Annotated in this window: 20 protein-coding genes and 1 tRNA gene; 7 read left to right on the top strand and 14 right to left on the bottom strand. The window is 62.0% G+C overall.

What is annotated here, in order from left to right; all coding sequences use genetic code 11:
* Nucleotides 1-43 precede the first annotated feature (43 nt).
* The 5 genes from ABH945_RS29115 to ABH945_RS29095 all read left to right on the top strand — a co-directional run bounded on the left by ABH945_RS29115 (nt 44) and on the right by ABH945_RS29095 (nt 4,934).
* Nucleotides 44-1,069, top strand: coding sequence for an amidohydrolase family protein (locus tag ABH945_RS29115; protein WP_074771525.1), 1,026 nt, complete (start codon nt 44-46; stop codon nt 1,067-1,069).
* Nucleotides 1,070-1,071: 2 nt separating this feature from the next.
* Entirely contained in the window at nt 1,072-1,755 is a 684-nt protein-coding gene (ligK, locus tag ABH945_RS29110; protein ID WP_429252900.1) for a 4-carboxy-4-hydroxy-2-oxoadipate aldolase/oxaloacetate decarboxylase, read from the top strand.
* An 82-nt stretch (nt 1,756-1,837) separates the two neighbouring features.
* Complete coding sequence (locus ABH945_RS29105; protein ID WP_429252899.1) at nt 1,838-3,775, top strand: thiamine pyrophosphate-binding protein; 1,938 nt, start codon at nt 1,838-1,840, stop codon at nt 3,773-3,775.
* Nucleotides 3,776-3,786: 11 nt separating this feature from the next.
* Nucleotides 3,787-4,428 (top strand): c-type cytochrome, encoded by a 642-nt coding sequence (locus tag ABH945_RS29100; protein WP_429252898.1) that lies wholly within the window; start codon nt 3,787-3,789, stop codon nt 4,426-4,428.
* 248 nt (nt 4,429-4,676) lie between these two features.
* Nucleotides 4,677-4,934 (top strand): DUF4148 domain-containing protein, encoded by a 258-nt coding sequence (locus ABH945_RS29095; protein ID WP_074771521.1) that lies wholly within the window; start codon nt 4,677-4,679, stop codon nt 4,932-4,934.
* 160 nt (nt 4,935-5,094) lie between these two features.
* On the opposite strand, the gene ABH945_RS29090 is transcribed toward ABH945_RS29095, so the two are convergent.
* The 12 genes from ABH945_RS29090 to ABH945_RS29035 all read right to left on the bottom strand — a co-directional run bounded on the left by ABH945_RS29090 (nt 5,095) and on the right by ABH945_RS29035 (nt 19,952).
* Nucleotides 5,095-5,172 (bottom strand) — tRNA-Gln (locus tag ABH945_RS29090).
* 184 nt (nt 5,173-5,356) lie between these two features.
* A complete protein-coding gene (locus ABH945_RS29085) occupies nt 5,357-6,463 on the bottom strand; it encodes a lactonase family protein (protein WP_429252897.1) in 1,107 nt (368 codons plus the stop codon).
* 85 nt (nt 6,464-6,548) lie between these two features.
* Nucleotides 6,549-8,105, bottom strand: coding sequence for a methyl-accepting chemotaxis protein (locus tag ABH945_RS29080; protein WP_429252896.1), 1,557 nt, complete (start codon nt 8,103-8,105; stop codon nt 6,549-6,551).
* A gap of 178 nt (nt 8,106-8,283) precedes the next feature.
* Nucleotides 8,284-9,579 (bottom strand): c-type cytochrome, encoded by a 1,296-nt coding sequence (locus ABH945_RS29075; RefSeq protein WP_429252895.1) that lies wholly within the window; start codon nt 9,577-9,579, stop codon nt 8,284-8,286.
* Nucleotides 9,576-11,345: a GMC family oxidoreductase gene (locus tag ABH945_RS29070; protein WP_074771518.1), complete on the bottom strand. Its 1,770-nt coding sequence runs from the start codon at nt 11,343-11,345 to the stop codon at nt 9,576-9,578. The genes ABH945_RS29075 and ABH945_RS29070 overlap by 4 nt, the downstream gene beginning before the upstream one ends.
* A gap of 38 nt (nt 11,346-11,383) precedes the next feature.
* The gene (locus ABH945_RS29065) at nt 11,384-12,067 is read right to left on the bottom strand and encodes a gluconate 2-dehydrogenase subunit 3 family protein (protein ID WP_429252894.1); all 684 of its coding nucleotides are present in this window, start codon (nt 12,065-12,067) and stop codon (nt 11,384-11,386) included.
* A gap of 494 nt (nt 12,068-12,561) precedes the next feature.
* Nucleotides 12,562-14,190, bottom strand: coding sequence for a GMC family oxidoreductase (locus tag ABH945_RS29060; RefSeq protein ID WP_429252893.1), 1,629 nt, complete (start codon nt 14,188-14,190; stop codon nt 12,562-12,564).
* Nucleotides 14,191-14,282: 92 nt separating this feature from the next.
* Nucleotides 14,283-14,855: a sugar dehydrogenase complex small subunit gene (locus ABH945_RS29055; RefSeq protein ID WP_083380171.1), complete on the bottom strand. Its 573-nt coding sequence runs from the start codon at nt 14,853-14,855 to the stop codon at nt 14,283-14,285.
* 65 nt (nt 14,856-14,920) lie between these two features.
* Nucleotides 14,921-16,390: a c-type cytochrome gene (locus tag ABH945_RS29050; protein WP_429252892.1), complete on the bottom strand. Its 1,470-nt coding sequence runs from the start codon at nt 16,388-16,390 to the stop codon at nt 14,921-14,923.
* Nucleotides 16,391-16,521: 131 nt separating this feature from the next.
* Nucleotides 16,522-17,337, bottom strand: coding sequence for a cupin domain-containing protein (locus ABH945_RS29045; RefSeq protein WP_429252891.1), 816 nt, complete (start codon nt 17,335-17,337; stop codon nt 16,522-16,524).
* A gap of 118 nt (nt 17,338-17,455) precedes the next feature.
* A complete protein-coding gene (locus ABH945_RS29040; RefSeq protein WP_074771515.1) occupies nt 17,456-18,754 on the bottom strand; it encodes an MFS transporter in 1,299 nt (432 codons plus the stop codon).
* 115 nt (nt 18,755-18,869) lie between these two features.
* Nucleotides 18,870-19,952 (bottom strand): lactonase family protein, encoded by a 1,083-nt coding sequence (locus ABH945_RS29035; protein ID WP_429252890.1) that lies wholly within the window; start codon nt 19,950-19,952, stop codon nt 18,870-18,872.
* Between the two features lie 319 nt (nt 19,953-20,271).
* On the opposite strand from ABH945_RS29035, the gene ABH945_RS29030 reads away from it, so the two are divergent.
* Together ABH945_RS29030 and ABH945_RS29025 are read left to right on the top strand one after the other, a co-directional pair.
* Nucleotides 20,272-21,483: an alpha-hydroxy acid oxidase gene (locus ABH945_RS29030; RefSeq protein ID WP_429252988.1), complete on the top strand. Its 1,212-nt coding sequence runs from the start codon at nt 20,272-20,274 to the stop codon at nt 21,481-21,483.
* A 61-nt stretch (nt 21,484-21,544) separates the two neighbouring features.
* Complete coding sequence (locus ABH945_RS29025; RefSeq protein WP_429252889.1) at nt 21,545-22,249, top strand: molybdate ABC transporter substrate-binding protein; 705 nt, start codon at nt 21,545-21,547, stop codon at nt 22,247-22,249.
* Nucleotides 22,250-22,271: 22 nt separating this feature from the next.
* Here ABH945_RS29025 and ABH945_RS29020 read toward each other — a convergent pair whose 3' ends face one another.
* Together ABH945_RS29020 and ABH945_RS29015 are read right to left on the bottom strand one after the other, a co-directional pair.
* Nucleotides 22,272-23,366, bottom strand: a complete 1,095-nt coding sequence (locus ABH945_RS29020; RefSeq protein ID WP_429252888.1) for a LacI family DNA-binding transcriptional regulator — start codon at nt 23,364-23,366, stop codon at nt 22,272-22,274.
* 84 nt (nt 23,367-23,450) lie between these two features.
* Nucleotides 23,451-24,119 (bottom strand): aspartate/glutamate racemase family protein, encoded by a 669-nt coding sequence (locus ABH945_RS29015; protein ID WP_429252887.1) that lies wholly within the window; start codon nt 24,117-24,119, stop codon nt 23,451-23,453.
* Between the last annotated feature and the right edge of the window lie 109 nt (nt 24,120-24,228).

Here is a 24,228-nt window from a genome sequence, read left to right as displayed (position 1 = left end):
AGACGCGCGTGAGCGATGCACGCGCTGAATTTCAGGAGCCAGAATGATCATCGATATCCATGGGCATTACACGACTGCACCCAAAGCGCTGGAGAACTGGCGCAACAGACAGGTCGCCGCGATCGGTCAGCCGTCGCTCAGTCCGAATCCTTCCGAACTGAAGATCAGCGACGACGAACTGCGTGAATCGATCGAGACCAACCAGTTGCGCCTGATGCGCGAGCGCGGCCTCGATCTCACCATCTTCAGTCCGCGTGCGAGTTTCATGGCGCACCATATCGGCGATGTCGAAGTGTCGAGCACATGGGCGGCAATTTGCAATGAGTTGTGCTATCGCGTGAGCCAGCTGTTTCCGCAGCATTTCATTCCTGCCGCCATGCTGCCGCAGAGTCCGGGAGTCGATACCGCGACGTGCATTCCAGAGCTGGTGAAATGCGTCGAGCAGTTCGGCAATGTCGCGATCAATCTGAATCCCGATCCATCGGGCGGTCACTGGACCAGCCCGCCGCTCTCCGACCGCTACTGGTATCCGATCTACGAGAAGATGGTGGAGTACGACCTGCCTGCAATGATTCACGTCAGCACAAGCTGCAATGCGTGTTTCCATACCACCGGCGCGCACTATCTCAATGCGGACACCACAGCTTTCATGCAGTGTCTGACCTCGGACCTGTTCCACGATTTCCCCACGCTGCGCTTCGTGATTCCGCACGGCGGCGGTGCGGTGCCCTATCACTGGGGACGCTTTCGCGGTCTTGCGCAGGAAATGAAAAAGCCGCCGCTGGAAGATCATCTGCTCAATAACATTTTCTTCGACACCTGCGTTTATCACCAGCCCGGCATCAATTTGCTGACGGAAGTCATTCCCGTCGACAACATTCTGTTCGCGAGCGAAATGATCGGCGCCGTGCGCGGCATCGATCCGTACACGCAGCATTATTTCGACGATACGAAGCGCTATATCGAAGCCGCCGACATGCAGCCCGAGCAGCGCTACAAGATTTACGAAGGCAACGCGCGCCGGGTTTATCCACGGCTGGACGCCGCGCTGATTGCACAAGGACGTTGAACATGTACGAACTGGGCGTGGTTTATCGCAACATCTCGCGCGCGGACAGTCGTGTCGCGGAGGCACTCGGCGCACTGGGCAGCGCGACCGTGCACGAGGCAATGGGCCGGACCGGATTGTTCAAGCCGTATATGCGGCCGATCTATTCCGGCGCGATTGCATCGGGCACGGCGGTGACCGTGTTATTGCATCCCGGCGATAACTGGATGCTGCACGTCGCTGCCGAACAGATTCAACCGGGCGACCTCGTGGTCGCCGCCATCACCGCCGATTGCACGGACGGCTATTTCGGCGACCTGCTTGCCACCAGCTTCAAGGCGCGTGGCGCGCGAGGTCTCGTTATCGATGCAGGCGTGCGCGACGTCAGCGTGCTCGCCGACATGAATTTCCCGGTGTGGAGTAAGGCGATTTCGTCGAAGGGGACGATCAAGGCGACCCTCGGTTCGGTCAACGTGCCGGTGGTATGCGCGGGCGCGCTGGTCGTGCCGGGCGATGTCGTCGTCGCGGATCAGGATGGCGTCGTCGTGGTGCCGCAGGCAATGGCGGCGCGAACGCTCGAAAGCGCCAGCGCGCGCGAGGCGAACGAAGGGCAGAAGCGCGCGAGGCTAGCGTCGGGCGTTCTGGGGCTCGACATGTATCAGATGCGTGAGCCGTTGGACAAACTGGGGCTTCGCTATATCGATTGACGACGTCCACGAGTCGACTCACGGCATGCGCCAAGCCCATAAGCCACGCCGCTCAATGAATAATAAAGAGGACATTGGAGACATGACTGGCCGACGTAAGTTTCTCAAAGAGGCGCTCGTCACCGGCACGGCAGCGGTGCTGGCAAAACCGGGCGCGAGCGCTGCGCAGTCTGCCACTGACAAAGCGCCCGACGTCGAGCGTCCGCATCCGGCGCTGATCGCGGCCGAAACCCAGGCGCCGTCGTTGATGGAAGCACCGGCGGCCGACGCGGCGCACATCGGCAACCCCGGTTCGGATTTGATGGTGGACCTGCTGCGAATCGCAGGTATCGACTACGTGGCCGCGATGCCTGGTTCGACCTTTCGCGGCATTCACGAATCGATCGTCAATTACGCGGGCGACGTGCATCCGCAATTGATCGTTTGCACGCACGAGGAGGCGTCTGCCGCGATTGCGCATGGCTATGCCAAGGTCGCGGGCAAGCCGATGGCGTGCCTGGTTCATAGCACGGTGGGTCTGCAACACGCGTCGATGGCGATCTACAACGCGTGGTGCGACCGGGTGCCGATGATGGTGCTGGCAGGCAATATCGCCGACGCAACGAAGCGCCGTCCCGGCGTGGAGTGGTATCACACCGCGCAGGATCTCGGCGCGCTCGTGCGCGACTACACGAAGTGGGACGACTATCCGATGTCGCTTCAGCACTATGCCGAGTCGTTCATGCGCGCATACACGATGTCGGTCACGCCGCCGATGGAGCCGGTGCTGATCGTCGCCGATACCGAATTGCAGGAACAGCCGATCGCCGATCCGCGCGATATTCGCGTGCCGCCGCTGCGCGTAGCGACACCGCCGGTTGCCAGCGGCGAAGCACTGGCGACCGCAGCCGCCATGCTGTGTGGTGCAAAGACACCTGTCATCGTGGCCGATCGGGCTGTCAGGACGCAGGCGGCGATGGACACGCTGGTCAGGATCGCCGAGTCGCTCAACGCGCCGGTCGTCGATCAGCTCGGGCGCATGAATTTCCCGACCGGTCACTACCTCAATCACACGTCGCGACAAGCGAAGCTGCTTGCGCAGGCGGACGTGATTCTCGCGCTCGAAGTGGGCGACGTCTGGGGGTTGACCGGCACCGTGCCCGATACGATCGAGCGCCCGTCGAAACCGCGTGGTCACGGCGATGCCAGGGTCGTCAGCATCTCGACGGCTTATCTGTACGGTAAGTCGAATATGCAGGATTCAGAACGATATTCCGCACCGGCACTCGCTATTGCCGGCGATGCCGAAGCATCGTTGCCCGGCTTGCTTCACGCGGTGCTCGCGGCCATCACACCCGCGCAAAGCGAGATCGTTGCCGCACGCGAGCAGCCGATGAAACTCGCGTTCGCGGAAATGCGCAACAACGCGCGCGAAGCCGCGACGCGTGCGTGGGATGCCAGTCCAATCAGTACCGCGCGCTTGTGTCAGGAAGTCTGGAACGTGATCCGTCACGAGGACTGGGCAATGGTGTCGCCGCCCAACCCGATCAGTATGTGGCCGCTGCGGCTGTGGGACTTCACGAAGACTTACCAGTTCATTGGCTCGGGCGGCGGCTATGGAGTGGGTTACGGCGCGCCCGCGGCGGTGGGCGCTGCACTTGCCCATCGCGACGCGGGCCGCATCGCGGTCAATATCCAGACCGACGGCGATCTGATGGTGCTGCCCGGCGCGCTCTGGACGGCGGCCCATCACGCGTTGCCGTTGCTGACGGTGATGCACAACAACCGGGCGTGGCATCAGGAGACCATGCACATCCAGCGCATGGCGAGCCGTCGGGACCGGCATCCCGAAAGAGGGACGATGGGCACGCTGCTTCAGGACCCGCCGATCGACTTTGCCGCGCTGGCGAAAAGCATGGGGATGTGGGCGGAAGGGCCAGTATCGGAACCTGGCGAACTCGGGCCGGCACTCGCGCGGGCGATGTCTCAAGTGAAGAGCGGCAAGCCTGCGCTCGTCGATGTGCTAACTCAACCCAGGTGATGGAGCGGGAAATGAAGGCTCATTCGCGATTGACCGCGCATCTTGTGACACTCGTCGCTGCGGCGTCATGCATCGCATGGTCGAATTCGTCGTATGCGGATGCTGGCGCCGAAATCGACACTGGTCGCGCGCTGTACATGCAGAAGGGCTGCTACGAATGTCACGGCACATTCGGGCAAGGCAGTATTACGACCGGACCGGCACTCGCACCTCATCCGATACCACTGCCGGCCATGCAGGCCTACGTTCACGACCCGAAGGGGCAGATGCCGGTTTTCAGCCGAAAGATTCTCTCGGACGACGAGATTTCACGTATTCACGCGTACCTCGTGTCGATTCCACCAAGTCCTTCGGCTGACAGTATCGCGTTGTTGAGCAACGGCGCACCGTCGACGCCGGAAGCTGCGATGCCACCCGAACACGGTGCGGCCATCTACCGTGCAAACTGTGCCGCCTGTCATGGGCAAACCGGCGAGGGTGGAGTCGGGCCGGCATTGACCGGTATGTCGAGCCGTCGTCAGATGGCGGATATCGAAGCGCGTATTCGGGAACCGTCGGGCAGCATCATGCCGAAGCTGTTCCCAAATACGCTTAGCGCGGCGGACGTGCGCGATGTCGCACGATACGTGGCATCGATGAAGAGTGCCGAGTAGGGCGACAGATTGGCTGCCGGAGGACGAACGTCCAGTCGGACTTTTTCGCGCAAAATTTGCCGGATGTTCTATTCGGAGGTTGGTCATTTCCGCGGCGATTCGTGCCCCTCTGAAATGCCTTGTAGCGCCGTTAAAGTTCGTAACGAAAGGGCAATAAATAAGCAATTACCCTATTGGAGGTAACCCTTATACTGGCTTCATTGGTTAAGCAGACGAACGTCTCTTACGCAAACTTCTGGAGCTGAAAAATGACATTGCTGAGCAAAGCTGTTGCCGTCGCGATCATCGCGATTCCCGCGTTCTCGTACGCTCAGTCCACCCCGAACGTCACGCGTGCGCAGGTTCGCACCGAACTCGCGCAACTCGAAAAGGCAGGCTACAACCCGAACGTCGACGAAGAGTATCCGCGCGACGTGCAGCGCGCCGAGGCAATTGTGGCGGCTCAGAAAGGCGATGTCAGCGGCTATGGTTCGGACCTGGCCGGTACGACACAGTCGCGGCAGTAAGCAGCTGGATTTTGTTGACGTAACCTGAAGCACTTCGGGTTACGTGCAACGATCTCGACGATTCAGTCGAGCACACGGTATTCAAAGTGGGAGCAGAAAATCCAGGCCTGACTGGCTGGATTTAAACGAGGATCGCGCTTGCGATCTCGTGGAGAAATGGTGGCAGGGGAAGAAGGATTCGAACCTTCGAATGCCGGAATCAAAATCCGGTGCCTTAGGCCAACTTGGCGACTCCCCTACGCGAGGACCGAAACTATAACCAAAAAATTGGCAGAAGCCAATCCCCTCGCAAAATTTTTTTCGACACGCCGCTCTTGTGGGATGACGCGAGCGATTTTCAGCGGCGAGTGCCATCGCTACGAAGACACCCGCCGATCTGAACGAAGCCAGCGAGACGGCAATTGCCGCGTCGCTGGAAAGCCTTAATTACCGTTCGTGCCGTTAAACGTGACCATTTCAATCCAGTTCGCGCCCTTGCCAACCGGATACTGTCCGATTGCCGTGAGCTTGCCGGTCTTGCCGTCGATGCGATAAGCGCTCAGATTCGTCGACAGTTGGCCGACTGCAAGCAGGTACTTGCCCGACGGATCGATATTGAATCCGCGCGGCTGCTTTTCGGTGTCGTACGTAGCAAAGCGCGTCAGCTTGCCCGTTGATGTGTTCACCTTGTACGCCGACAGCGTGCTCGACGTGCGCTCGGACACGTACAGGAAGCGGCCGTCCGGCGTCAGATGAAGATCGGCTCCCCACGGCGTCGCTGCGCCGAAGTTGGGCGGCAGCACGGAGGCTGTGTCGATCGGCTTGACGGTGTCGTGAGCGGCATCGAAAGCGAGCACGTGCACCTTGCCGTCGAGTTCGTCGATGAGGTACGTGAAGCGATGATCCGGCGAAAACACGAAGTGACGCGGACCCGATTTCGGCGGAAGCGAATAGGCAGGCGCGGCGTCTTCAGTGAGCTGTCCATTCGACGCGTCGAATTTCAGGCGCAGCCACGCGTCCGAACCGAGCACCGACGCGAACACGTAACGGTTGTCGGGAGCAGGGCGGATTGCGTGGGCCATCGGCCCGGTCTTGATGGTTTGCTGCACGTTGCCAACGACACCGTTCGTGCCGATGCTGTTCACCGCGAGCATGTTGCCGCCGTACGACGCGGAAAACAGATAGCGGCCGGTGGCATCGGTCGAGATATACGCCATGCTTTCAGCAAGCGGCGATTTGCCAAGCTCGATCAGGCGGCCGTCGAGCGGATTGACCGCGAAGCTCACCACGCGATACGGCTTCGAGCGCACACCGGCATAAAGCCGCAGATGGTCCGGCGAAAACGCCATCGGCATTACCGTTCCGCCGACGTTCACGGTTTCCACCGGCGCAAGCGAGCCGTTCGACTCGTCGACGCTGAACACCGAAATATCCTGGCTATCCGCGTTCGACACGTACGCGTACGTCGCGGCCTGTGAGACGCCGGTAATCGAAACACCGGCACACAGCATTGCGATTGCGCCCACCACGCGTTTAACGTTCATATTCATTTCTCCGTTTATCGATAGTTCTATTTCTCTCGTGTCCAGATTCCAGGCGGACTCTGGACAATAAGACTGTCGGCCGTCGCACCTGTCAGTGCGTAGCGAGCCGGAATGCCGAGACGGCGTGCGTCATCGACTGAGCCTGCTCTTCGAGCGCGCTTGCCGCCGCGGCGGCTTCCTCGACGAGCGCGGCATTCTGTTGCGTGACCTGATCCATCTGCGTGACGGCCTGGCCGACCTGTTCGATGCCCGCGCTCTGCTCGATGGTCGCGGCCTTGATTTCATTCATCAGCGTGGCGACGCCGCGCACCGCGTGGACGATCTGCTTCATCGACTCGCCGGCCTGCGTGACAAGGCTGCTGCCGTTCGCCACGTCCTCGACCGATGCGCCGATCAGCGCCTTGATCTCGCGGGCGGCGTCTGCGCTGCGCAGCGACAGGCTGCGAACCTCGTTCGCGACCACGGCGAAACCGCGTCCCTGTTCGCCCGCGCGCGCCGATTCGACCGCCGCGTTCAACGCCAGAATATTGGTCTGGAACGCAATACTGTCGATCATCCCCGTGATCTCGGAAATCTTGCGCGAGCTTTGGGTGATCGTGTTCATGGTCTGGATGGCTCGCTCGACGACCGTGCCGCCGCCCTCGGCGACGTCGGCTGCGTCGGTCGCCTGGCGGCTGGCCTGCTGCGCGTTGTCCGCGTTCTGTTTAACGGTGGAGGTCAACTGCTCCATGCTGGCCGCCGTCTCTTCCAGTGCGGCGGATTGCTGTTCCGTGCGGCTGGACAGATCGAGATTGCCTGCCGCGATTTCACGCGCGCCGCCGTGAATCGCTTCGCAACTGTTGCGCACGTTCGCCACCGTCTGCGACAAGCCGCGCTGCATCCGCTGCATGGCCGCGAAAAGCTGGCCGATTTCGTTGGCGCTCGCGGCGGGAATGCGCGCGGTCAGGTCGTTCGCCGCGATCTGGTCGAGCAGGTTGGTCGCCTCGCTCAGCGGCGCGGTCACAATCCGCTTCAACGCGAAGTGCGACGCGACGATGAGCGCGAGAGCGGCGCACACACCGACAACGACGAGACTGATGACCCACGAATACTCCTGATCGTCCTGGGTAATCGCGTCGTTGGACAACGAACTGGCCAGGCTCTGGAATTTCTCGACGCTCGCTGAATACGCCGCGCCGTTCGCGGTAATTTCGCGGTCGTTGATCGCCGCGTACGCGTTGGTGTCGCCGGCACGCAGCGCGTCGGCGGCCTTTTTCAGCGTTTGTGCGAGTTGGGTCGACGAGTCGATCAACTGCTGCTTCAGTGCGTCGTCGATGCCTTTGAACGCAGCGGCATTCTGGAATGCGGTGGTTTCAGCGGCCGCACGATTGATGGTCGTCCCGGCGCTCTTCAACGCGGAGTCGCGGGTCGCTTCGTCGTTGCGCTCCTTGAGCGCGGAGTAAGCGCGAGTCAACGCGGCGCGGCTGCGGGTGGAATCCTTGTAGCCGTCGTTGACGAGGATTTCCTGGGTGGCGATCTGATGGACGCGATTCAGATTCTCGTTCGCTCGACTGAGCGCGGCGATGCCGACCGCACCTCCGAGCAGAATCATCACGGCAAAGATCAGGAAAACTGCGAGGAGACTGGTTCGAACCGAGACGTTTCTCATGCCGCTTTGAATCCGGGAGTTGTACGATGACTACTTTAACGGCAGATTACACGAACTCTTTAAGAATAGATTTGCTGAAGATCGCTGCAATCAGGGCGATCGCAACCATCTTTCGGGTCAAATGAGCCTGTTGCCGAACGGTTACGCAACAGACTCATCTGACCTCTGCGTTGACGGCTTATTTGGCCGCCAGCTTGCGCGCCTTGGCGGCGTCGCTCGCAGTCACGGCCGGCGCATGATTCGACCAGCCGCTGCGCACGAACGTGGCGAGTTGCGCGACTTCATCGTCGTTCAGGCGATACGCGAAGCCCGGCATCGGCAGCACTGAAGGCGCCTTCGCCGTCGAAGGCGTTTGCGCGCCCGCGAGAATGACGTGCAGCAGGCCCGCCGGGTCCTTCGCATTGACGACCGTCGCGCCGTCCAGATGCGGGAACACGCGCGGCGCTCCCTTGCCGTTCACGAAGTGACACGCGGCGCAGTTGTCGACGTAAAGACGCTCGCCCAAGGTCAATTCGCGGGCCGCCGTCAGTTTCGCCGTCGTCGCATCGGGCGCGGACGCGGACGTGGCCACCGGCTCCGCGTGCGCGGTCGCAGACGCGGGCAACGACTTCAGATACGCGGCAATCGCATTCACGTCGCTGTCCGTCATATGCGACGTGCTGTTGTAGACGACCGAGGTCATCTCGCCCGCGACGGCTGCCTTGCTGTTGCGTCCGGTCTGCAGATAGTCGACGACGTCCTGCTGGGTCCAGTGGGCCATCCCGCGCAGTGACGGCACGGTCCAGCCGTTCAGATCGCCGCCCGCGAGAAAGCTCGCGTCCGAGCCGTCGAAGGCCTTCTCGTTCATCGCGACGCCGCGCGGCGTATGGCAACTGCCGCAATGGCCGAGGCTTTCGACGAGGTACGCGCCGCGGCGAACCTGTTCGGTCGCGCCGTCGGGCGCGGCAAACGGCTTGTTCGGCGTGAACGCGAAGTTCCACAGCGCCATGCCCCAGCGCAGGTTGAACGGGAAGCTCAGGCTGGTGACCGGCGCCGCTTCGTCGACCGGCGCGACACCCTTCATGAAGTACGTGTACAGAGCATGGACGTCCGCGTCCGAGATCTTCACGTAATCCGGGTAGGGCATGGCGGGGTAGAGTCGCGCGCCGTCCGAGCGGATGCCTTTGCGAATCGCGTCGGCGAATTGCTGCTCGGTGTAGTTGCCGATGCCGTTACGCTGACTCGGCGTGATGTTCGTCGAGTAGATCGTGCCGAGTCCGCTTACGATCGGAAGGCCGCCCGCGAACGGCTTCTTGCCCGCCGCGCTGTGACATGCCATGCAATCGCCGGCGCGGGCCAGATACTCGCCGTGCTTGATCAACGCGGCGTCCTGTTCCGCGGACTGCGCGAACGCGAACGTCGGTGCGAGCGTCGCGCCTGCCGTGACCAGCAGTGCCGAGCCCAGAAGAGCTTTGAGTGTTTTGATTGCCGTCATGCTTGCACCAGCGGGCCGGGATTCTTGAGGTACTGTTCCTTGATCGCGCGAGCCGCAAAAATGGTAATTGCGCCGATCGTCGCCGTCGGGTTCGCCTGGAAGTTCTGCGGGAACGCGTTGCCGCCCGGCACGAAGACGTTGTGCACGTCCCAGCTTTGCAGGTACTTGTTCAGCGCGCTGGTTTCCGGCGAGTCGCCCATCACCGCGCCGCCGACGTTGTGCGTCGACACATACTTCGTGATGTCCCAGTGCGAATCGAGCGACAGGAAGCTCTCCGAGTAGCTGTCCGGATTCAGTTCCTTCGTGACGTCGAGCACGATCTTGCGCAGATGCTGCTGCAATTTCAGTTCGTTCTGCTTCCAGTCGAACGTGATGCGCAGCAGCGGCTGGCCCCACGGGTCTTTATAGGTCGGGTCGAGGTCGACGTAATGATCGCGATACGACATGCAGCTCGTGGTGATGCTGATTCGCATCGAGTGGCCGTACCAGTCCTGCATGCCTTCTTTCCAGCCCTTGCCCCAGGCGGGCGTGCCGTGGGGAAGCGCAGTGCCGATCGGCGCGCCCGACGATTGCGCGCTCTGGATCTTCGCTCCGCCGATCACGCCAAGGCTCGGGCCGTCGAAGTTGCCCGGCGAGATGTCGTTAAAGAGACGCCCGGTCGCGCCGGCCGTCGCAAACGGATTGAAGTTCTTGTCCTTGAAGAACAGGGTCGCGCCGCCGTTGCTGAGAAACGCATAGTTGCGGCCGACCACGCCCTTGCCGCTAACCGGGTCGTACGGCTTGCCGATGCCCGACAGCAGCATCAGGCGCACGTTGACGAACTGGAAGCCCGCCAGCACGACGATTTTCGCCGGCTGGAACACTTCGTTGCCGTGCTCGTCGGCGTAGGTCACGCCCTTCGCCGTTTTGCCGTCCGCGTGCATATCGACACGCAGCACGTTCGCCTTCACGCGATAGTCGAAGTTGTCCATCCGCTTCAGCGCGTCGAGCACGGCCGTTTGCGGCGATGCCTTCGAGAAGTTCAGGCACGGATACTTGCTGCAATAGCCGCAGTAGTTGCACGGTGCGATCTGGTTGCCGTACGGATTCGTCCAGGCGCGCGACACGTTCGCCGACGGATTCGGGAACGGGTGATAGCCGAGCTTGCGCGCGGCGGCGTCGAACATCGACGTATTGAGCGTGTCTTCGAGCGGCGGCAGCGGGTGCGGATTCGAGCGCGGTCCCTCGAAAGGATCGCCGCCTTCCTGGATTTTGCCGCGCAGGTTGCCGGTGGTGCCCGACAGGCCGCAGACCTTTTCGAAGAAGTCGTAGTACGGCTCCATTTCGTCCCAGGTGAACGGGAAGTCCTGCACCTGCATGCCCGCTTCGAGTTGACCCGGCTTGTACGCCTGGTCGGCGTAGGTCTTGAGCTTGAGGTCGGTCGGGGTCGGGCGGATCAGCACGCCGGTCCAGTGAAGCCCCGATCCGCCGACGCCGGTGCCGGGCACGAACGCGCCCCACTTGCGGGTGGGCAGCGCGGTGTCGCTGGCCGAGTGGCGCACGGTCAGCGCGCCGTCGCGCGGCGTGACCATGATCTTGTTGCGTACGCCGTACGCGTACTGGTCGGCGGGCTTCGGATAGGCGAAGTCGGCGTTGCTGCGATCTTCGCCGCGTTCGAGCGCGCGCACCTTCAGGCCCGCCTGAGCCAACTCGATGCTCATCAGCGAACCGGCCCAGCCGAGACCGACGACGACGACGTCGACTGCGTCATTGGTGATTTTTGCCACGATGTACCTTGTTGAAGCTGGTGAAGTCCGTTGCCGGCTTACGCGCGCATGCCCGTCAGGCTGACGGGGCCGAGCGGATACTTGACGTTGTGCTGCATGACCCATTCGAGGTAGCTTGCACGCGCGCCCGGAAAGCCGATGGCGATCCACGCTTTCATGCCTTTGTTGCCGCCGTAAATCGGGTCCGACAGATAGCCGTTCTTCGTATCGGACAGCAACTCCGCGAAGAACTGGCTGGCTTTCAACGCGTCTTCGCCGAGGTTCGCGAAGTTGACCTCGTTGCTTTGCAGCGAGCCGAGCGCGGCGTCCTTGCCGGCGGTGTCGAGATCGCTGAAGCGCTTGCCGTGCTGGCGCATGCACCATGCGTCCGTGGCCTTGATGCCACGCTGGAAAATCTGCTGCGGCGTGTACGGCAACTGGTAGCCGAGCGTCGCGGGTGCGTGGACGTCGAACGGACCTTGCAGATATACGTCGTGGCCCAACTCGCCGCGCAATTGCTGGTCGAGAAACACCGGGACGTTGGTTTCGAGTGCGCCGGGGCCGCGGCCGTCAGCGGGAATCAACCGGTCGCACGCGGCGAGGATGAACGACCACTCGCTGGCAGAGAAGAATTCGGGCGTGTAGCTGGCAAGATCGGGGGCCGCCATTTCGGCAGCCTCGGGGGCGCTGAGCGTGTGGACGGCGATGCCCAGGGCGGGAAGGCCGACCAACGCCGACAGCAAAAATTTTCGCCTGGAGGCGCTGGTTACCATCGACATAGTGAGGAATGCTCGTGGAGACAGAAACAATGCAGGGACGCACTGAAATGCAAAATTCGCTGTGCGCTGCGCACCGTAAAAAGGGCGGCGCGAGCGACATCGAGTGCTGTTTGGTGTGTCAGGCGATTCAGAAGCAAAGGGAGAGTCAATCGCTGCGCTGAAACAGACTGCGTCGCAGCAGAAGCGGGCTTGCGAACAACGTGGATACTGCGAGGTTGGTCGTCAGCCGCCGATCTTCACGGGGCGCTCAGTCCTGATTTGCTTAGCTGGACCACCTGGCCGCCTCAGCTTTCGGACCGCATTATATACGGGTTTCTACTATATGGTCAGTCATCGTATAAATGCGACGTTTATAACGATGAATGCGCGAAAGCAGCCCGTTCTTTATTGAAAAGGCTGCCGTTTTTATTTGATCGTGATATGAGATGTCGTACATCAACCGTCGCCAAACGCGAGCTTTAAATCTCCTTCAACAGCGTATCGGCGACCCGGATGCTGAGCGCCGCGCCCGTCAACGTTGGGTTGACGCACCCGACCGCAGGCATGACGCTGCATCCGGCAATGAACAGATTCTGGTGATCGTGCGCGCGGCAATCGGCATCGACCACCGAGTTTCGCGGATCGCTACCCATGATCGTCGTGCCCATGATGTGCTGACGGTTCTGGTGATTCACATCGGTAGCGGTCACGTCCGCGTTCAGGAAGCTCGCCATCCGCTGCAAATCCTTGACCGCGAAATCCCGTCCGGCATTCCAGTAATCGTCGACGCTGTAGTAGATGGACGGCACCGGCAAGCCCAGCGCATCGGTCTTGGTCTTGCTGGGCGTCACGCGATTCTGCGGCAGCGGCAACATTTCGAAGTCGACGGCCCAGTTCATATCGCGCGCGGAATGCAGGCGGATCTGTTCGTCAAGCTTGCTGCCCAGCACACCTTTTGCGATCAGCTTCGACGTGAGTTGCGCGGTCGGGACGGTATTGCGCACCTTGGTTTTATAGCTAGGGAAGTCCTTGCGGAACGCGCCGTCGCGATAGTTCATGTAGATCAGCAATTCGGTCGGCCCCTGACCCGGCCACATGTCTTCGCGCGCAAACATGCTCATGCTGATGCCGGTGTTGTCCATCAGGTTGCGGCCAACCATATCGGACGAGTTCGCGACGCCGTTCGGATAGTCGGCGGAGGTGGACATCAACAGCAGCTTGGGCGACTCGATCGCATGCGCGGCCAGCACGAAATAACGCGCGGTCAGCCGATGTGACGTGCCGTCCGGCTGCTTGTACAGAATCGCGCTGATCTTCTTGTCGGCGCCAACTTCGATGTGATACACCACCGCGCTTTCGAGCACTTTCGCGCCGTGTTTTTCGGCGTCGTCGATATGCATCGAGCCGTCGTACTTCGCGCCGATCGGGCACACCGGGTTGCAATTGTTGTTGCCCGCGCAAACCGGCCGGTTGCCGTAAGGACGGGTGGCGCGGCCATTCGGCTCGCTGATCGGATGGTAGCCGCCCGCGCCGAGCAATTCGGTCGCGCGATTGAAGAAGTAGCTGTTCGGCAGACCCTTCATCGGATACGGCTTGCTGCGCGGCGGGAAGGGTGCGCCGCCGTTGCCGCCCTGGTCCTCATCGTCGACGCCGCTGACGCCCAGCGCGTATTCCGCGCGGCTGTAGTACGGCTCGAGTTCGTCGTAGGTGAAAGGCCAGTCGCGGCCTCGACCGTAGAGCGTCTGGAGTTTGAAATCGTTCGGGATCATGCGCCACAGCGCCGAGCCGAAGTGCCAGGTCGTACCGCCGACAACCCGCAGATAAGCGGTTTTATACGGCACCGGGCCGGTCTGCTGCAGATAGTCGCCGTACGTGGACGGCGCATAAGGCATGCTCGGAAAAGGCGATCCGCCGCCTTGCAGCTTCATGTTCGCCAGCGACAGTTTGACCGGCGCATTGCGGAAGGTCTCGACGACATCCGCGCGTTTCACACGCGGGCCCGCCTCCAGAACGATGACCGATTTTCCTTCGCGGGCCAGCGAGCTCGCGACGAGTCCACCCATCACTCCCGATCCGATCACGATCACGTCTGCGTCGAAATTGCTCATTACTGTCTTTCTCGTTTGATTGCGCGGTTTTTTTTCGCTGGCTTTTGCGTTGTTTGCCGCGTCGCGCTAAAGCGGCAAGCCGTCGTGCTGCGTCAGGAAGATTGCGGCTTTGCGCCCCAGGCGAGCGGGCCCGGACCGTAGGTGGGCACCGCGAGTATTCCGCGCGTGGGGCGGTACATCAGCGCATCCGCGTAGGTGATGAGTTCGGCGTCCGCTGCGTCGCCGACAATGCCCAGATACCACGCCGACACGACGCTCGTCGCAGTGGCGAGCAATGTTGCATCGGCAGGCGTTGCCGCGAGGAACGCGTCCATATTGGAGAACTTCGCCTGATCGACGTGAGCGAGCAGCGCGTCGATCTTCGTCGCGAAACTCGCGTCGCGCCGCGACAGCGCGGCAAAAAAGCGGTCGCCGGTTTCGTGATCCAGATCGCTCTGACCGGTGACGAACATCGAGACGCGCAGGAACGCAGCCGATGTCGTGCCCGAAGCACCCTCGGCCGCCTGAGCGCGCGGCAGCCAGGACATCGGCGTCGAGGCGAGCGCGGCGATGGCGGTGCCAGCGGCGACCGCCAGAAACGTCCGTCGTGACGGACAGTGAGCGGCCGCGTCACGCTTCACGCTCGCTCGATGTTGCGGCGTGCTGGCGGTTTTAGATGTCGGCATGGTGAAGTCCTTCCGTCTGCGAGGCGAAATGAAGTAGAACGATGCGGTTGGCGGCGCGCATGATGTCAGGCCGCCGATTGCTTGCGCGATCCGCGTGAACGCGAGCGCATCAGCAAGACGAGCACGACGATCAGGATCAGCAGCACGCCGAGACCCGGCAGCGCAAAACGGCCGGCCTGTGCGATCAGCGGCGGCTTGCCACCGTCGCGGATGGCCGCGACATCGGTCGCACTGACCTTGACGGCCGGATTGCCGTACTGATGCAAAACGAAATTGGCGACATCCGCCACGTCCTGATCCGACAGACGATCGGTGAAGCTCGCGCCTGGGCCGAAGGCGGGCATGAAGGCGGGTTTGCCGTGCGCGTCGCGCTGCAGACCGAACAGGATCACGGCGATCAGGTTGTCCGGATTCGACGCGCCGGTAGCCGTGTTGTGATAGAGCGAAGGGTAGTCGTGATTGCTCAGCCCACCGCCGTTCACCTGATGGCACGCCGCGCACGAGCCCGAGAAAATCTGCCAGCCACGGGGCGGTTTGGCTTCGTTGCCTCGCAGTGCCGCCTCGTTCAGAGGCTGGCCGTAGGCGTAGCGGACGGTCTTTCCATCGGCGGGCATCGGCGCAGTCTGCTTCAGATACGCGACGATGGCGGCAAGGTCGGCATCGCTCAGATATTGCAGACTGTGATCGATCGCTTCGGCCATGGGTCCGGCGGCCTGGGCCTTGCCCGGCACCGAGCCTGTTTTCAGGTACTGCGTCAACTCGGCATCCGTCCATCCGCCGATTCCGCTGAGCGGGTCAGAACTGATATTCGGCGCGTACCAGCTGCCAAGCGAGCCGCCCGCGAACGCACGTGCGTCGTTCTGGCCCATCAGCGCATTGCGCGGCGTGTGGCAGGCAGCGCAGTGTTCAAGCGCGTTCGTCAGATACGCGCCCCGGTTGATCAGAGGCGACACGTGCGGGTCCGGCTCGAACGGCTTGCTGTCGAGGAACAGCGCGTTCCACAGCGCCATGGACGAGCGGATATTGAACGGGAACGGCAGCGCCGTGCTGGGCGGTACCGCATCGACCGGCGCGACCTCATGACGAAAATACGCATATAGCGCGTGAACGTCGTTGTCCGTCAGCGCGGCATACGACGTGTAGGGCATTGCCGGATAAAGATGCCTGCCGTCGCGGCGGATGCCCTGGCGCAATGCACGCGCGAAGTCGGCCTCGGTGTAGTCGCCGATGCCGCCTTGCGTCGACGGCGTGATGTTGGTCGAGTAGATCGTACCCATCGGCGAGTTGATCGGGTAGCCGCCCGCGAAAGGCTTGCCCCCTTGGGCCGTGTGACATGCGGCGCAATCTGCTGCGATGGCCAGATAGCGGCCCGACGAGATCAACGGCGAGTCGGCGGCCGACGATGCAACTGTGCCGCTGGCAATAGCCGGCGCGTTTGCGTGCTCAGGTGCTGAGGCATCCTGAGCGAACGCGTACGCGGGAAGCGACGCGGCGGCTGCCAATGCAGCGCTGACGAGAATGTGTGTGAATCGCATCTTCTTGTTGGATTGCTCGGCGCAGGGGGACGCGGCGCCATATACCGTCGATGAGAGCAGGGCGACCGGCTGACGCCTTGCATGCCGCTGTCGAGACGCACGAGGCAAATGCCGGTGCGCCTCGCCGTCGATTACAGCAGCTCGTACTCGATGAGTTCGAGCGGCGTTTCGCCACCGTTGGTCAGCGTGCGCGTACCGGCTTCGGTGAAAAACGCATCGCCTTTATGCAGGGTCGTCTGTTTGCCGATGTCGCCGGGGCTCTGCTCGATGAGCCGTTCGCCGGAGAGAATCACCCGCAAGCCGGGTCCGAACTGCTGATAGGGTGCGGCGATCTCGCCGGGCTGCAAACGCAGACGCCAGCCGCGTACGCGCGGCTTGTCGAGCACCAGCGAGAATGCGCCGACGCTTGCGCGGTCCGCATTGCCGTAGTTGCCGCGTTCCAGCGCGATCACTTCGAACGCGACCTGATGAATCAGCGAGTCGCCGATGTTGCTGACCTGATCGACGATGCCCGCGGTTTGATAGTCGCCGAAGCGGACCGAGCCCGTCTTCATGTCGACGACCTTGCCCGCGCCTTCGCCCTTGCGCTCGATGAAAGAGCGCGAACCATTGATGATGGTATTGACGAACGTCAGGTTCTGCGCGTGCCACATGGTCGACTGTCCGGGGCGGATCATCACGCGCATCACCCGCATCTGACTGTTTTGCATGATGACGTGGTGCATCGGCTCTTCGGCCGTCGGCACGACCCGGTTGCCCATTGCCGCAGCGGACGGCGGCGCGCTCACGCGGGCCTGATCGCCGTTGCCGTCGCTCTCGCTGGCCGCTTGCGCCGACACCGGCAGCAACGCGGGCACGGCCGACACCAACGCGGCGCTGGCCCCGAACAACATCGCACTTCTACGCTGCAGGTCGACCCCGTCGCGCGCTTCCTGACTTGCACTCACTTGCTTACTCTCCGTCTGAAACAATGTCTGTCACCGGGACGCCGTTCGAAACACGCCGCGCGCCACGCGTGCGAATACGCGCGGCGCGACAGTGTGTTCCCGCCGTTCCCGCCGTCCCTTACGCCTGAGATGAATCGAGCGCCGGTTCGCGGTCGCTTGTCCGCGACGTGATGAAGAACAGCATCGCGAGCACGCCGAGCAGATCGATCACCGCGCCCACCAGAAAACCGCTGTCGTATCCGCCGAGGTGCTCGACCGCCATGCCCATCAGCGCCGGTCCTACGATGCCGGAGATATTTGCGAGCAGATGCACGAACCCGCCGACGCCGCCAACATGCTCGGCCGGAATCAATTCGTGGATCGTCGCCCAGCAGCCCTGGCACGCGGCCGTGAGAAAGAGCACAGCCAACGCGACCAGCGTGACGATCGTGACCGTCGATTGCGCGTGCCCAACCGCCAGAATCGACAGACCGGACAGCGCCAGCGGCACGATTGCGCTCATCTTGCGAGCCAGCAGCTTGTTGCTCATCTTCTTGAAGAACATATCCGCGACGATGCCGCTGCCGAAGAAGCCGAGACCGCCGCACAGCCACGGAATCACGCTGACCACGCTCATCGCCTGGAGGCTCAGATGAAGGCTGTCCGTGAAGTAGCTGGGCATCCACGAAATGAAAACGTAGAGCATGTAGTTGGCGGCGAACAGACCGGCTGCCACGGCCAGCGTGCTGGGCCGGAACAGGAAGGTTTTGAGCGGCGTAGCACGCGCAGTGCTATCGCCCGTCGCGACTTCGACGTTGTGACGGCTGACTTCGATCAGTTCGCGCTCGGCGGTGCCCACGCGTTTGTTCTCTGCCGGCGTATTGGTGCCGAACAGGCGCCACGCGATCAGCCACACGATCCCCAGTGCCGCGACCACGACGAACGACACGCGCCAGCCGAGCGCAAAAGCCGTCAAGCCGACGATAGGGCCGGCAATCGCGCTGCCCACTGTCTGGCCGGAAAACGTGAAGCCGATCATCGTCGCGGTTTCCTCGCGGGGAAACCAGTTCGTGATCGTGCGGTTCGTGGTCGCGTTCATCGGACCTTCGCCGAAGCCGAACAGCGTGCGCAAGAAAAGCAGGGAGACAAATCCGCCCGCCGTCGCAGTCAGACCGCAGACCAGCGACCAGCCACCCATCGCCCACGAGAAAACGCGATGCGGCCCGTAGCGATCCGCGAGCCTTCCGCCGACGAACGCGAACAGCGAATAGCCCACGAAGAAGCTGCTGAAGATGAGCCCCATCCGCGACGGCGAGATATGCAGTTCATTCTTGAGGATCGGCGCGACCACACCTAACGCCGCGCGGTCCATGTAGTTGATGGCGCCTGCCAGAAACAGCAGGGTCGCTACGACATAGCGATACTTTCCAGGTTTCATCTCGTCTCCGAACGAACTAAGTTTTCTGTTTTTATGAGCCCACTGCCCGATTGAACCGCGCGTCGAATGCATAGAATCGCGCTGAACCAGCTCGGCATCGCGGGCTCCCGGCGCATCACGCAAAGCTCGCTATCGCAACCCAGTTTGCGTCGCCGCCGCCATCGACGTGTTCGAGCAGCTTGAGTCGTCCACTAGCCCGTTCGATCGCGTACAAGGCCACGCGCGAGTCGTTTTGCCCCGCGACGATCGCAAACTCGCCAGCTGGATCGATCGCGAAACTACGCGGGCTTGCAACGGTTTCAAGCGTGTCGATCAGTTCGATTCGTCCGGTCGACGGGTCGATTGAAAAGTGGCTCAGCAGGCCGTGACTGCGCTCCGACGTGTACAGAAACCTGCCGTCGGGCGTCATGCGAATGTCGGCGCAATAGATCGAGTCGGGGTCGGGTGTGTCGTCGGGACCCGGTGCAACGCCCGAGGGCGGGCGGGCGCGGCCCGGCACCATGCCTGCGGCCGCCGGAATCGACTCCACCCGCTGCAATTCGACGAACGGGGCGTCGGGCGAGGTTCGCTCGAACACGACGACGGTGCCGAGCAGCTCGCACAGCACATAGAGGAAGCGGCCATCCGCTGACATCGACGCGTGCCGCGGACCCGAGCCAGCGGGGGCGTCGAGTGAATACTCCGGCTGTTCGGCGAAGCGGCCATGCGCGGCGTCGAAGCGATACGCGTGAATGCGGTCGTCGCCGAGGTACGGGACGAAGGCGAGGTTGGTATGTCGATCGGGCACGATTGCATGCGGTTTGTCGCCGCCAGCGAGCGTGCTGGCCGGATCGCCTTGCAGACATCCTTCGGCGTCGATCTGAAACGAAGCCAGGAGATTGGCGCCGTAAGAGGCGCCCAGCAGCCAGCGCCCCGACATGTCGAAGCTCAGGTTCACGAGACTGTTCGCCACGGGCGTGCTCGCGAGCGGCGTCAGGTCGCCCGTCGTCCGGTCGATCCTGTAGCTGAGCAACGCATAGGGCGCGCGCCGTACGGCTGCGTGAAGCGTCGCGGTGCCCGGATCGATAGCGATCGGCATCACCATCGGGGAGGCCTTCGTCCGCGAAACGGGCGACAGCGATTTGCGCTCGCGATCGAGCACGTATCCGCTGATATCGCCATCCCGCGCATTCGAGATGAAGACAAAGGTTTTCGCCATGTCGCCTGCTGACGGCTCGTGCCGCGCTCCTGTGAAGACGCCGGTTGATCTCGCAAGTGATCGACCGGCGTCGAAATCTGCAATCGGTTGCATCATTAGGAGCGGGGTTCGCGTCAAAAATGATGCTAGATAAGTAATTTCCCCACTAAACAGATCGTCTTTCGTCGTATTCGCTTGAAACATCGCAAGATTGACGAGCGGGTTGAGGGCATAATACACTAAAATTTGAAACCGATTACAAATTGAGGCACCTGTCCTGACCGCGCCTGGCAGGCAGTACATGGAAACGCAGGCTATGAAGAACCCCACCGTCGACGACATCAAGAATGAAACGGCGCAGCCGTTACAAGTAGAAAGCAAACCGGCTCCCGCGCCGGTGCCGCGCGCGTTTCGCGACCTTCTTGCGCTCGATGACTTCGAGCGCCACGCGCAGCGCGTTCTGCCGCCGATGATTTTTCAGTACGTTGCAGGCGGCGTTGAAACGCAGTCATCGGTGAGGATGGCGCGCGATGCGTACTCGCGTTACGCATTCCTGCCGCGTATGTTCGTCGACGTGTCGGGCCGGGACCAGGGCGTCACGCTATTCGGGCGGCGCTATGCGACTCCGTTCGGTATTCCGCCGCTGGGCGGATCGGCATTTGTCGCCTATCGCGCGGACCTGCGCTTTGCCGAAGCGGCCCGGCGCCGCAACATTCCGATGATCCTCAGTGCGTCCGCGCTGATCAAGCTGGAAGACGTGATTGCCGAGAATCCACACGCGTGGTTCCAGGCTTATCTCGCGGGCGACCAGCCGCGTATCGACCGGCTGGTGGATCGGGTGGAGCGGGCGGGGTACGAAACGCTGGTCGTCACCGGCGATACGCCGATGCTCGGCAATCGCGAACACAACATCCGCAGCGGTTTCAGCATGCCGATCAAGATGACGCCGCGCGTCATGTGGCAAAGCGCGCTGCATCCGCGCTGGCTGCTTGGCACGGTCGCGCAAACGTTTCTGAAACACGGTGCGCCGCATTTCGAGAATACCGATGCTGAGCGCGGTCCGCCGATGATGTCCAAAAAGGTGCGTAATACCAATCAGCGCGACGAGCTGGCGTGGCGGCACGTCGAGGCGATCCGCAAGCGCTGGAAGGGCAATCTCGTCGTGAAAGGCCTGATGACGCCTGCCGACGTCCGTATCGCGCAGTCGTGCGGGGCCGACGGTGTGATCCTGTCGAATCACGGCGGCCGTCAGCTCGACTATGCGATCGCACCGCTCGAAACGCTGGAAGAAGTGGCGTCGTTCAAGCAGAACATGAAAGTGATGATTGACAGCGGCATCCGGCGCGGCACCGACGTGATGAAGGCGCTCGCGCTCGGCGCGGATTTCGTGTTCGTCGGACGGCCGCTGCTGTACGGAGCGGCGCTGGGCGGTGCCGACGGCGTGCTGCATGCAATCAAGATTCTGACCGACGAAATCGATCGCGATATGGCTTTGCTGGGGGTTCGCCGGATCGAAGAACTGACGCGTGAGCACGTTCGGCGGATCGCGTAACAGGTGCTCGTTTCATGCTGATCGCCCATCTACTCCCGATTTTCATGGCGTTGAAAAAATGATGAAACAGGATTCAAACCATCGACCCGTGCATTTGATGTCGGGCTTTGTCGTTCAAACGCCATTCGCCGTCGACATTCTGCCGCGCTTCGAGCAGTCGGGCGGGCAGGTGCGGATCGAATGGAATCCGACATCCGTGCTGGTCAAGGAGATCGCCGCAGGCAAGCGCGCAGACGCGCTGCTGGTGACTCGTGAAGCCATGGACCGGCTGGTTGAACAAGGCGTCGTCGATGCATCGACGCGCGTCGAGTTGCTGCGCTCCAATCTGGGTGTGGCCGTCAAACGTGGTGCGCCCGGTCCTTCCATCGGGGATGCCGATCAGTTCAGGGACGCTTTGCTGAACGCGCGTTCGGTCGCCTATTCGGACAGCGGCGCAAGCGGCATCTACTTCAGCAAGCTAATTGTGCAATGGGGTATTGCCGACCAGATCAATGCCCGCGCGACGATCATCAAGGACGGGCTGGCTGCTGAAAAGCTGTTGAGCGGCGAAGCGGATCTCGCCGTTCAGCAGATCAGCGAATTGCTCACCGTCGATGGGATCGAGATCGTCGGCCCGTTCCCACCCGGCGCACAGAACGCGCTTTCATTTTCTGCGGCCTGTTTTGCCGGTACGGACAACCTCGATGAAACGAAGCGCTTTCTGGCGCATATCAACGACGCCGCCGCGCGTGAAACGTATCGCCGTTACGGTCTCGAACCCGTCTGAACGGGTTCGCTGAAAGGATGTATCAGGCAGTGGTGGGGCGCGTCGCTTTCGGGCGACGCTTCGTCGCCGACCTGGCCGGCGCAGGTCCCGTACTGCTGCGCACGATCAGCGCCGTTTCTATTCGCGGCGAACCCGGCGGGTGCGGGACGTTGTCGAGGCATCGCAGCAGATAGTCGGCGGCCTGCTCGCCGAGTTGAGCAAGACCGACGCTGACCGTGGTGAGCGGCGGCGACAGGTGGGCCGCGAAATCGTAGTTGTTGAAACCGACAATGGATAGATCTTCGGGTACGCGAAGCCCTTTCGCCGATGCCGCCAGCAGCACGCCGAACGCCAGTTGATCGTTCCCGCAGACGATTGCAGTGGGCCGGTCTGACGCGTTGGATAGCATCTTGATCGCGGCCTGGCGCGCTTCGTTCAGCGTGAACGCGTCGTCGATAATCCGCTCGCGGGGCAGTTGATGCCCGCTGCCGGCAAGGCGCTTGCGAATGCCGCGAATGCGCTCGGTGACACGATCGTTGGTGGGCGGAGTACCGACGATCACGCCAATATCGGCATGGCCGAGTTGCACCAGGTGGTCGGCAATCAGATGGCCGATGGCCATGTTGTCATAACCGATGCTCGGGCGTTCCGGGTCGATGGCAAGAATCTGGATGCACGGCACGCGGTGCTGATCGATGCGTTCCCACATTTTCGGATCGTGCGTGCGGCCGACGACCAGCAGCGCATCGACGCCGTGGCCGAGCAACTTCGTCACGCCTTCCATTTCAACGGTGGGGTCGAAGTCGCTGCTGGCGAGCAGCAACGTGTAACCCGCGTCGTGTAGCCGCCTTTGAAACGCATTCAGCGAGCGTGAAAAGGTTTGCGTCTCGATGGTCGGCACCACTGCGCCGACCGTGAAAGTGCGGTTCAGCGAGAGCGCGCGGGCCGCGCCGTTCATCACGTAACCCAGTGCCTTGCAGGCCTCGCGCACGGCTTCCCGTTTGTCTGCGCGTACAGCCTCGGGACGATTGAGTACGCGTGACACCGTCGCAGTCGACACCCCCGCGAGGCGCGCGACGTCGCCGACGCTCACCCGCAGACGGCCTTCTGATTGCGGCTGATCGGATTCCGTTGCCATGCGTTGGCGTCTCCTGGATCGTAAGAATAGTGGTGGATTTATAGGCCCTATTATCGCGCTAAACCGGTTGCGGCCGCGTCGGCCTCAACGAAGTTTTACGCTTGCGTCGATCAACGCCTTCATTTGTGCGACGGCTGCATCGGGTGCGGTCAACACGGGAACGTCGGTTGTCTGGCGCACGGAATCGGCGGCGCGCGAAGTGGAAAAATGCGCGAGCATGATCGCGTCGCAGTCCGACAATTCCGGCGCGCGAGCCGCGACCAGGCGATTGTGCGATTCCACATCGCCTTTGCGCAGCAGGTCGATTGCGTCGTCCACGATGATCGTGCGCAAGGTCGCCTTCGATCCCGCTTCGCGCACGTACGCTTCGAACTCGTCGGTCATTGTTTTGACCGAAGGGCCGAAGGTCGCCAGCATGCCGATGTTGTTGCCGCGCGCGATGGCCGCCTGAAACATCGCCTCGTTCGGTTTGAGAACGGGCACGCCAGCCGATGCCGACAGCGCGTCGATAGCGGGGCCGAACGCGGAGCACGTGACGAGAATGCCGTCTGCGCCAATATCCTTTCCATACATTCCGAAGCGAACGAAGCGATCGATCATTACCTGGCCCAACTCCGTTTCGCGGGCACGATCGATCGTCAGTCCGTCGTCAAGCAGGTTGACGATCTCCGCTTCCGGCCAGTTGGCAGCGAACGCGGTATGGACGGGTTGCATGGCCACCGGGGTCGCGTGGAGTAGGACGATGCGAGACATGGCTTCTCCTGTCTAAAAGTTGATGCTAAAATTGTAACCGATTACAAATTTTGGCTGTGGTTTTGTCCAGATTTTCTTTATCCATGCTGGCCTGAGATTTCCGAAGGGT

Source organism: Paraburkholderia sp. GAS333 (genome assembly GCF_050435665.1).
In the GTDB taxonomy this organism is placed as follows: Bacteria; Pseudomonadota; Gammaproteobacteria; order Burkholderiales; family Burkholderiaceae; genus Paraburkholderia; species Paraburkholderia fungorum_A.
This window is presented reverse-complemented; position numbering and strand designations above follow the sequence as displayed.

Bases quoted from the DNA above. Each gene is read 5' to 3' on its own strand.
- ABH945_RS29050 (WP_429252892.1), bottom strand. From the start codon at position 16,390: ATGCGATTCACACACATTCTCGTCAGCGCTGCATTGGCAGCCGCCGCG.
- ABH945_RS29100 (WP_429252898.1), top strand. From the start codon at position 3,787: ATGAAGGCTCATTCGCGATTGACCGCGCATCTTGTGACACTCGTCGCT.
- ABH945_RS29095 (WP_074771521.1), top strand. From the start codon at position 4,677: ATGACATTGCTGAGCAAAGCTGTTGCCGTCGCGATCATCGCGATTCCC.
- ABH945_RS29080 (WP_429252896.1), bottom strand. From the start codon at position 8,105: ATGAGAAACGTCTCGGTTCGAACCAGTCTCCTCGCAGTTTTCCTGATC.
- ABH945_RS29115 (WP_074771525.1), top strand. From the start codon at position 44: ATGATCATCGATATCCATGGGCATTACACGACTGCACCCAAAGCGCTG.
- ABH945_RS29020 (WP_429252888.1), bottom strand. From the start codon at position 23,366: ATGGCAACGGAATCCGATCAGCCGCAATCAGAAGGCCGTCTGCGGGTG.
- ABH945_RS29060 (WP_429252893.1), bottom strand. From the start codon at position 14,190: ATGAGCAATTTCGACGCAGACGTGATCGTGATCGGATCGGGAGTGATG.
- ABH945_RS29015 (WP_429252887.1), bottom strand. From the start codon at position 24,119: ATGTCTCGCATCGTCCTACTCCACGCGACCCCGGTGGCCATGCAACCC.
- ABH945_RS29055 (WP_083380171.1), bottom strand. From the start codon at position 14,855: ATGCCGACATCTAAAACCGCCAGCACGCCGCAACATCGAGCGAGCGTG.
- ABH945_RS29085 (WP_429252897.1), bottom strand. From the start codon at position 6,463: ATGAATATGAACGTTAAACGCGTGGTGGGCGCAATCGCAATGCTGTGT.
- ABH945_RS29035 (WP_429252890.1), bottom strand. From the start codon at position 19,952: ATGGCGAAAACCTTTGTCTTCATCTCGAATGCGCGGGATGGCGATATC.
- ABH945_RS29025 (WP_429252889.1), top strand. From the start codon at position 21,545: ATGAAACAGGATTCAAACCATCGACCCGTGCATTTGATGTCGGGCTTT.
- ABH945_RS29040 (WP_074771515.1), bottom strand. From the start codon at position 18,754: ATGAAACCTGGAAAGTATCGCTATGTCGTAGCGACCCTGCTGTTTCTG.
- ABH945_RS29075 (WP_429252895.1), bottom strand. From the start codon at position 9,579: ATGACGGCAATCAAAACACTCAAAGCTCTTCTGGGCTCGGCACTGCTG.
- ABH945_RS29105 (WP_429252899.1), top strand. From the start codon at position 1,838: ATGACTGGCCGACGTAAGTTTCTCAAAGAGGCGCTCGTCACCGGCACG.
- ligK (WP_429252900.1), top strand. From the start codon at position 1,072: ATGTACGAACTGGGCGTGGTTTATCGCAACATCTCGCGCGCGGACAGT.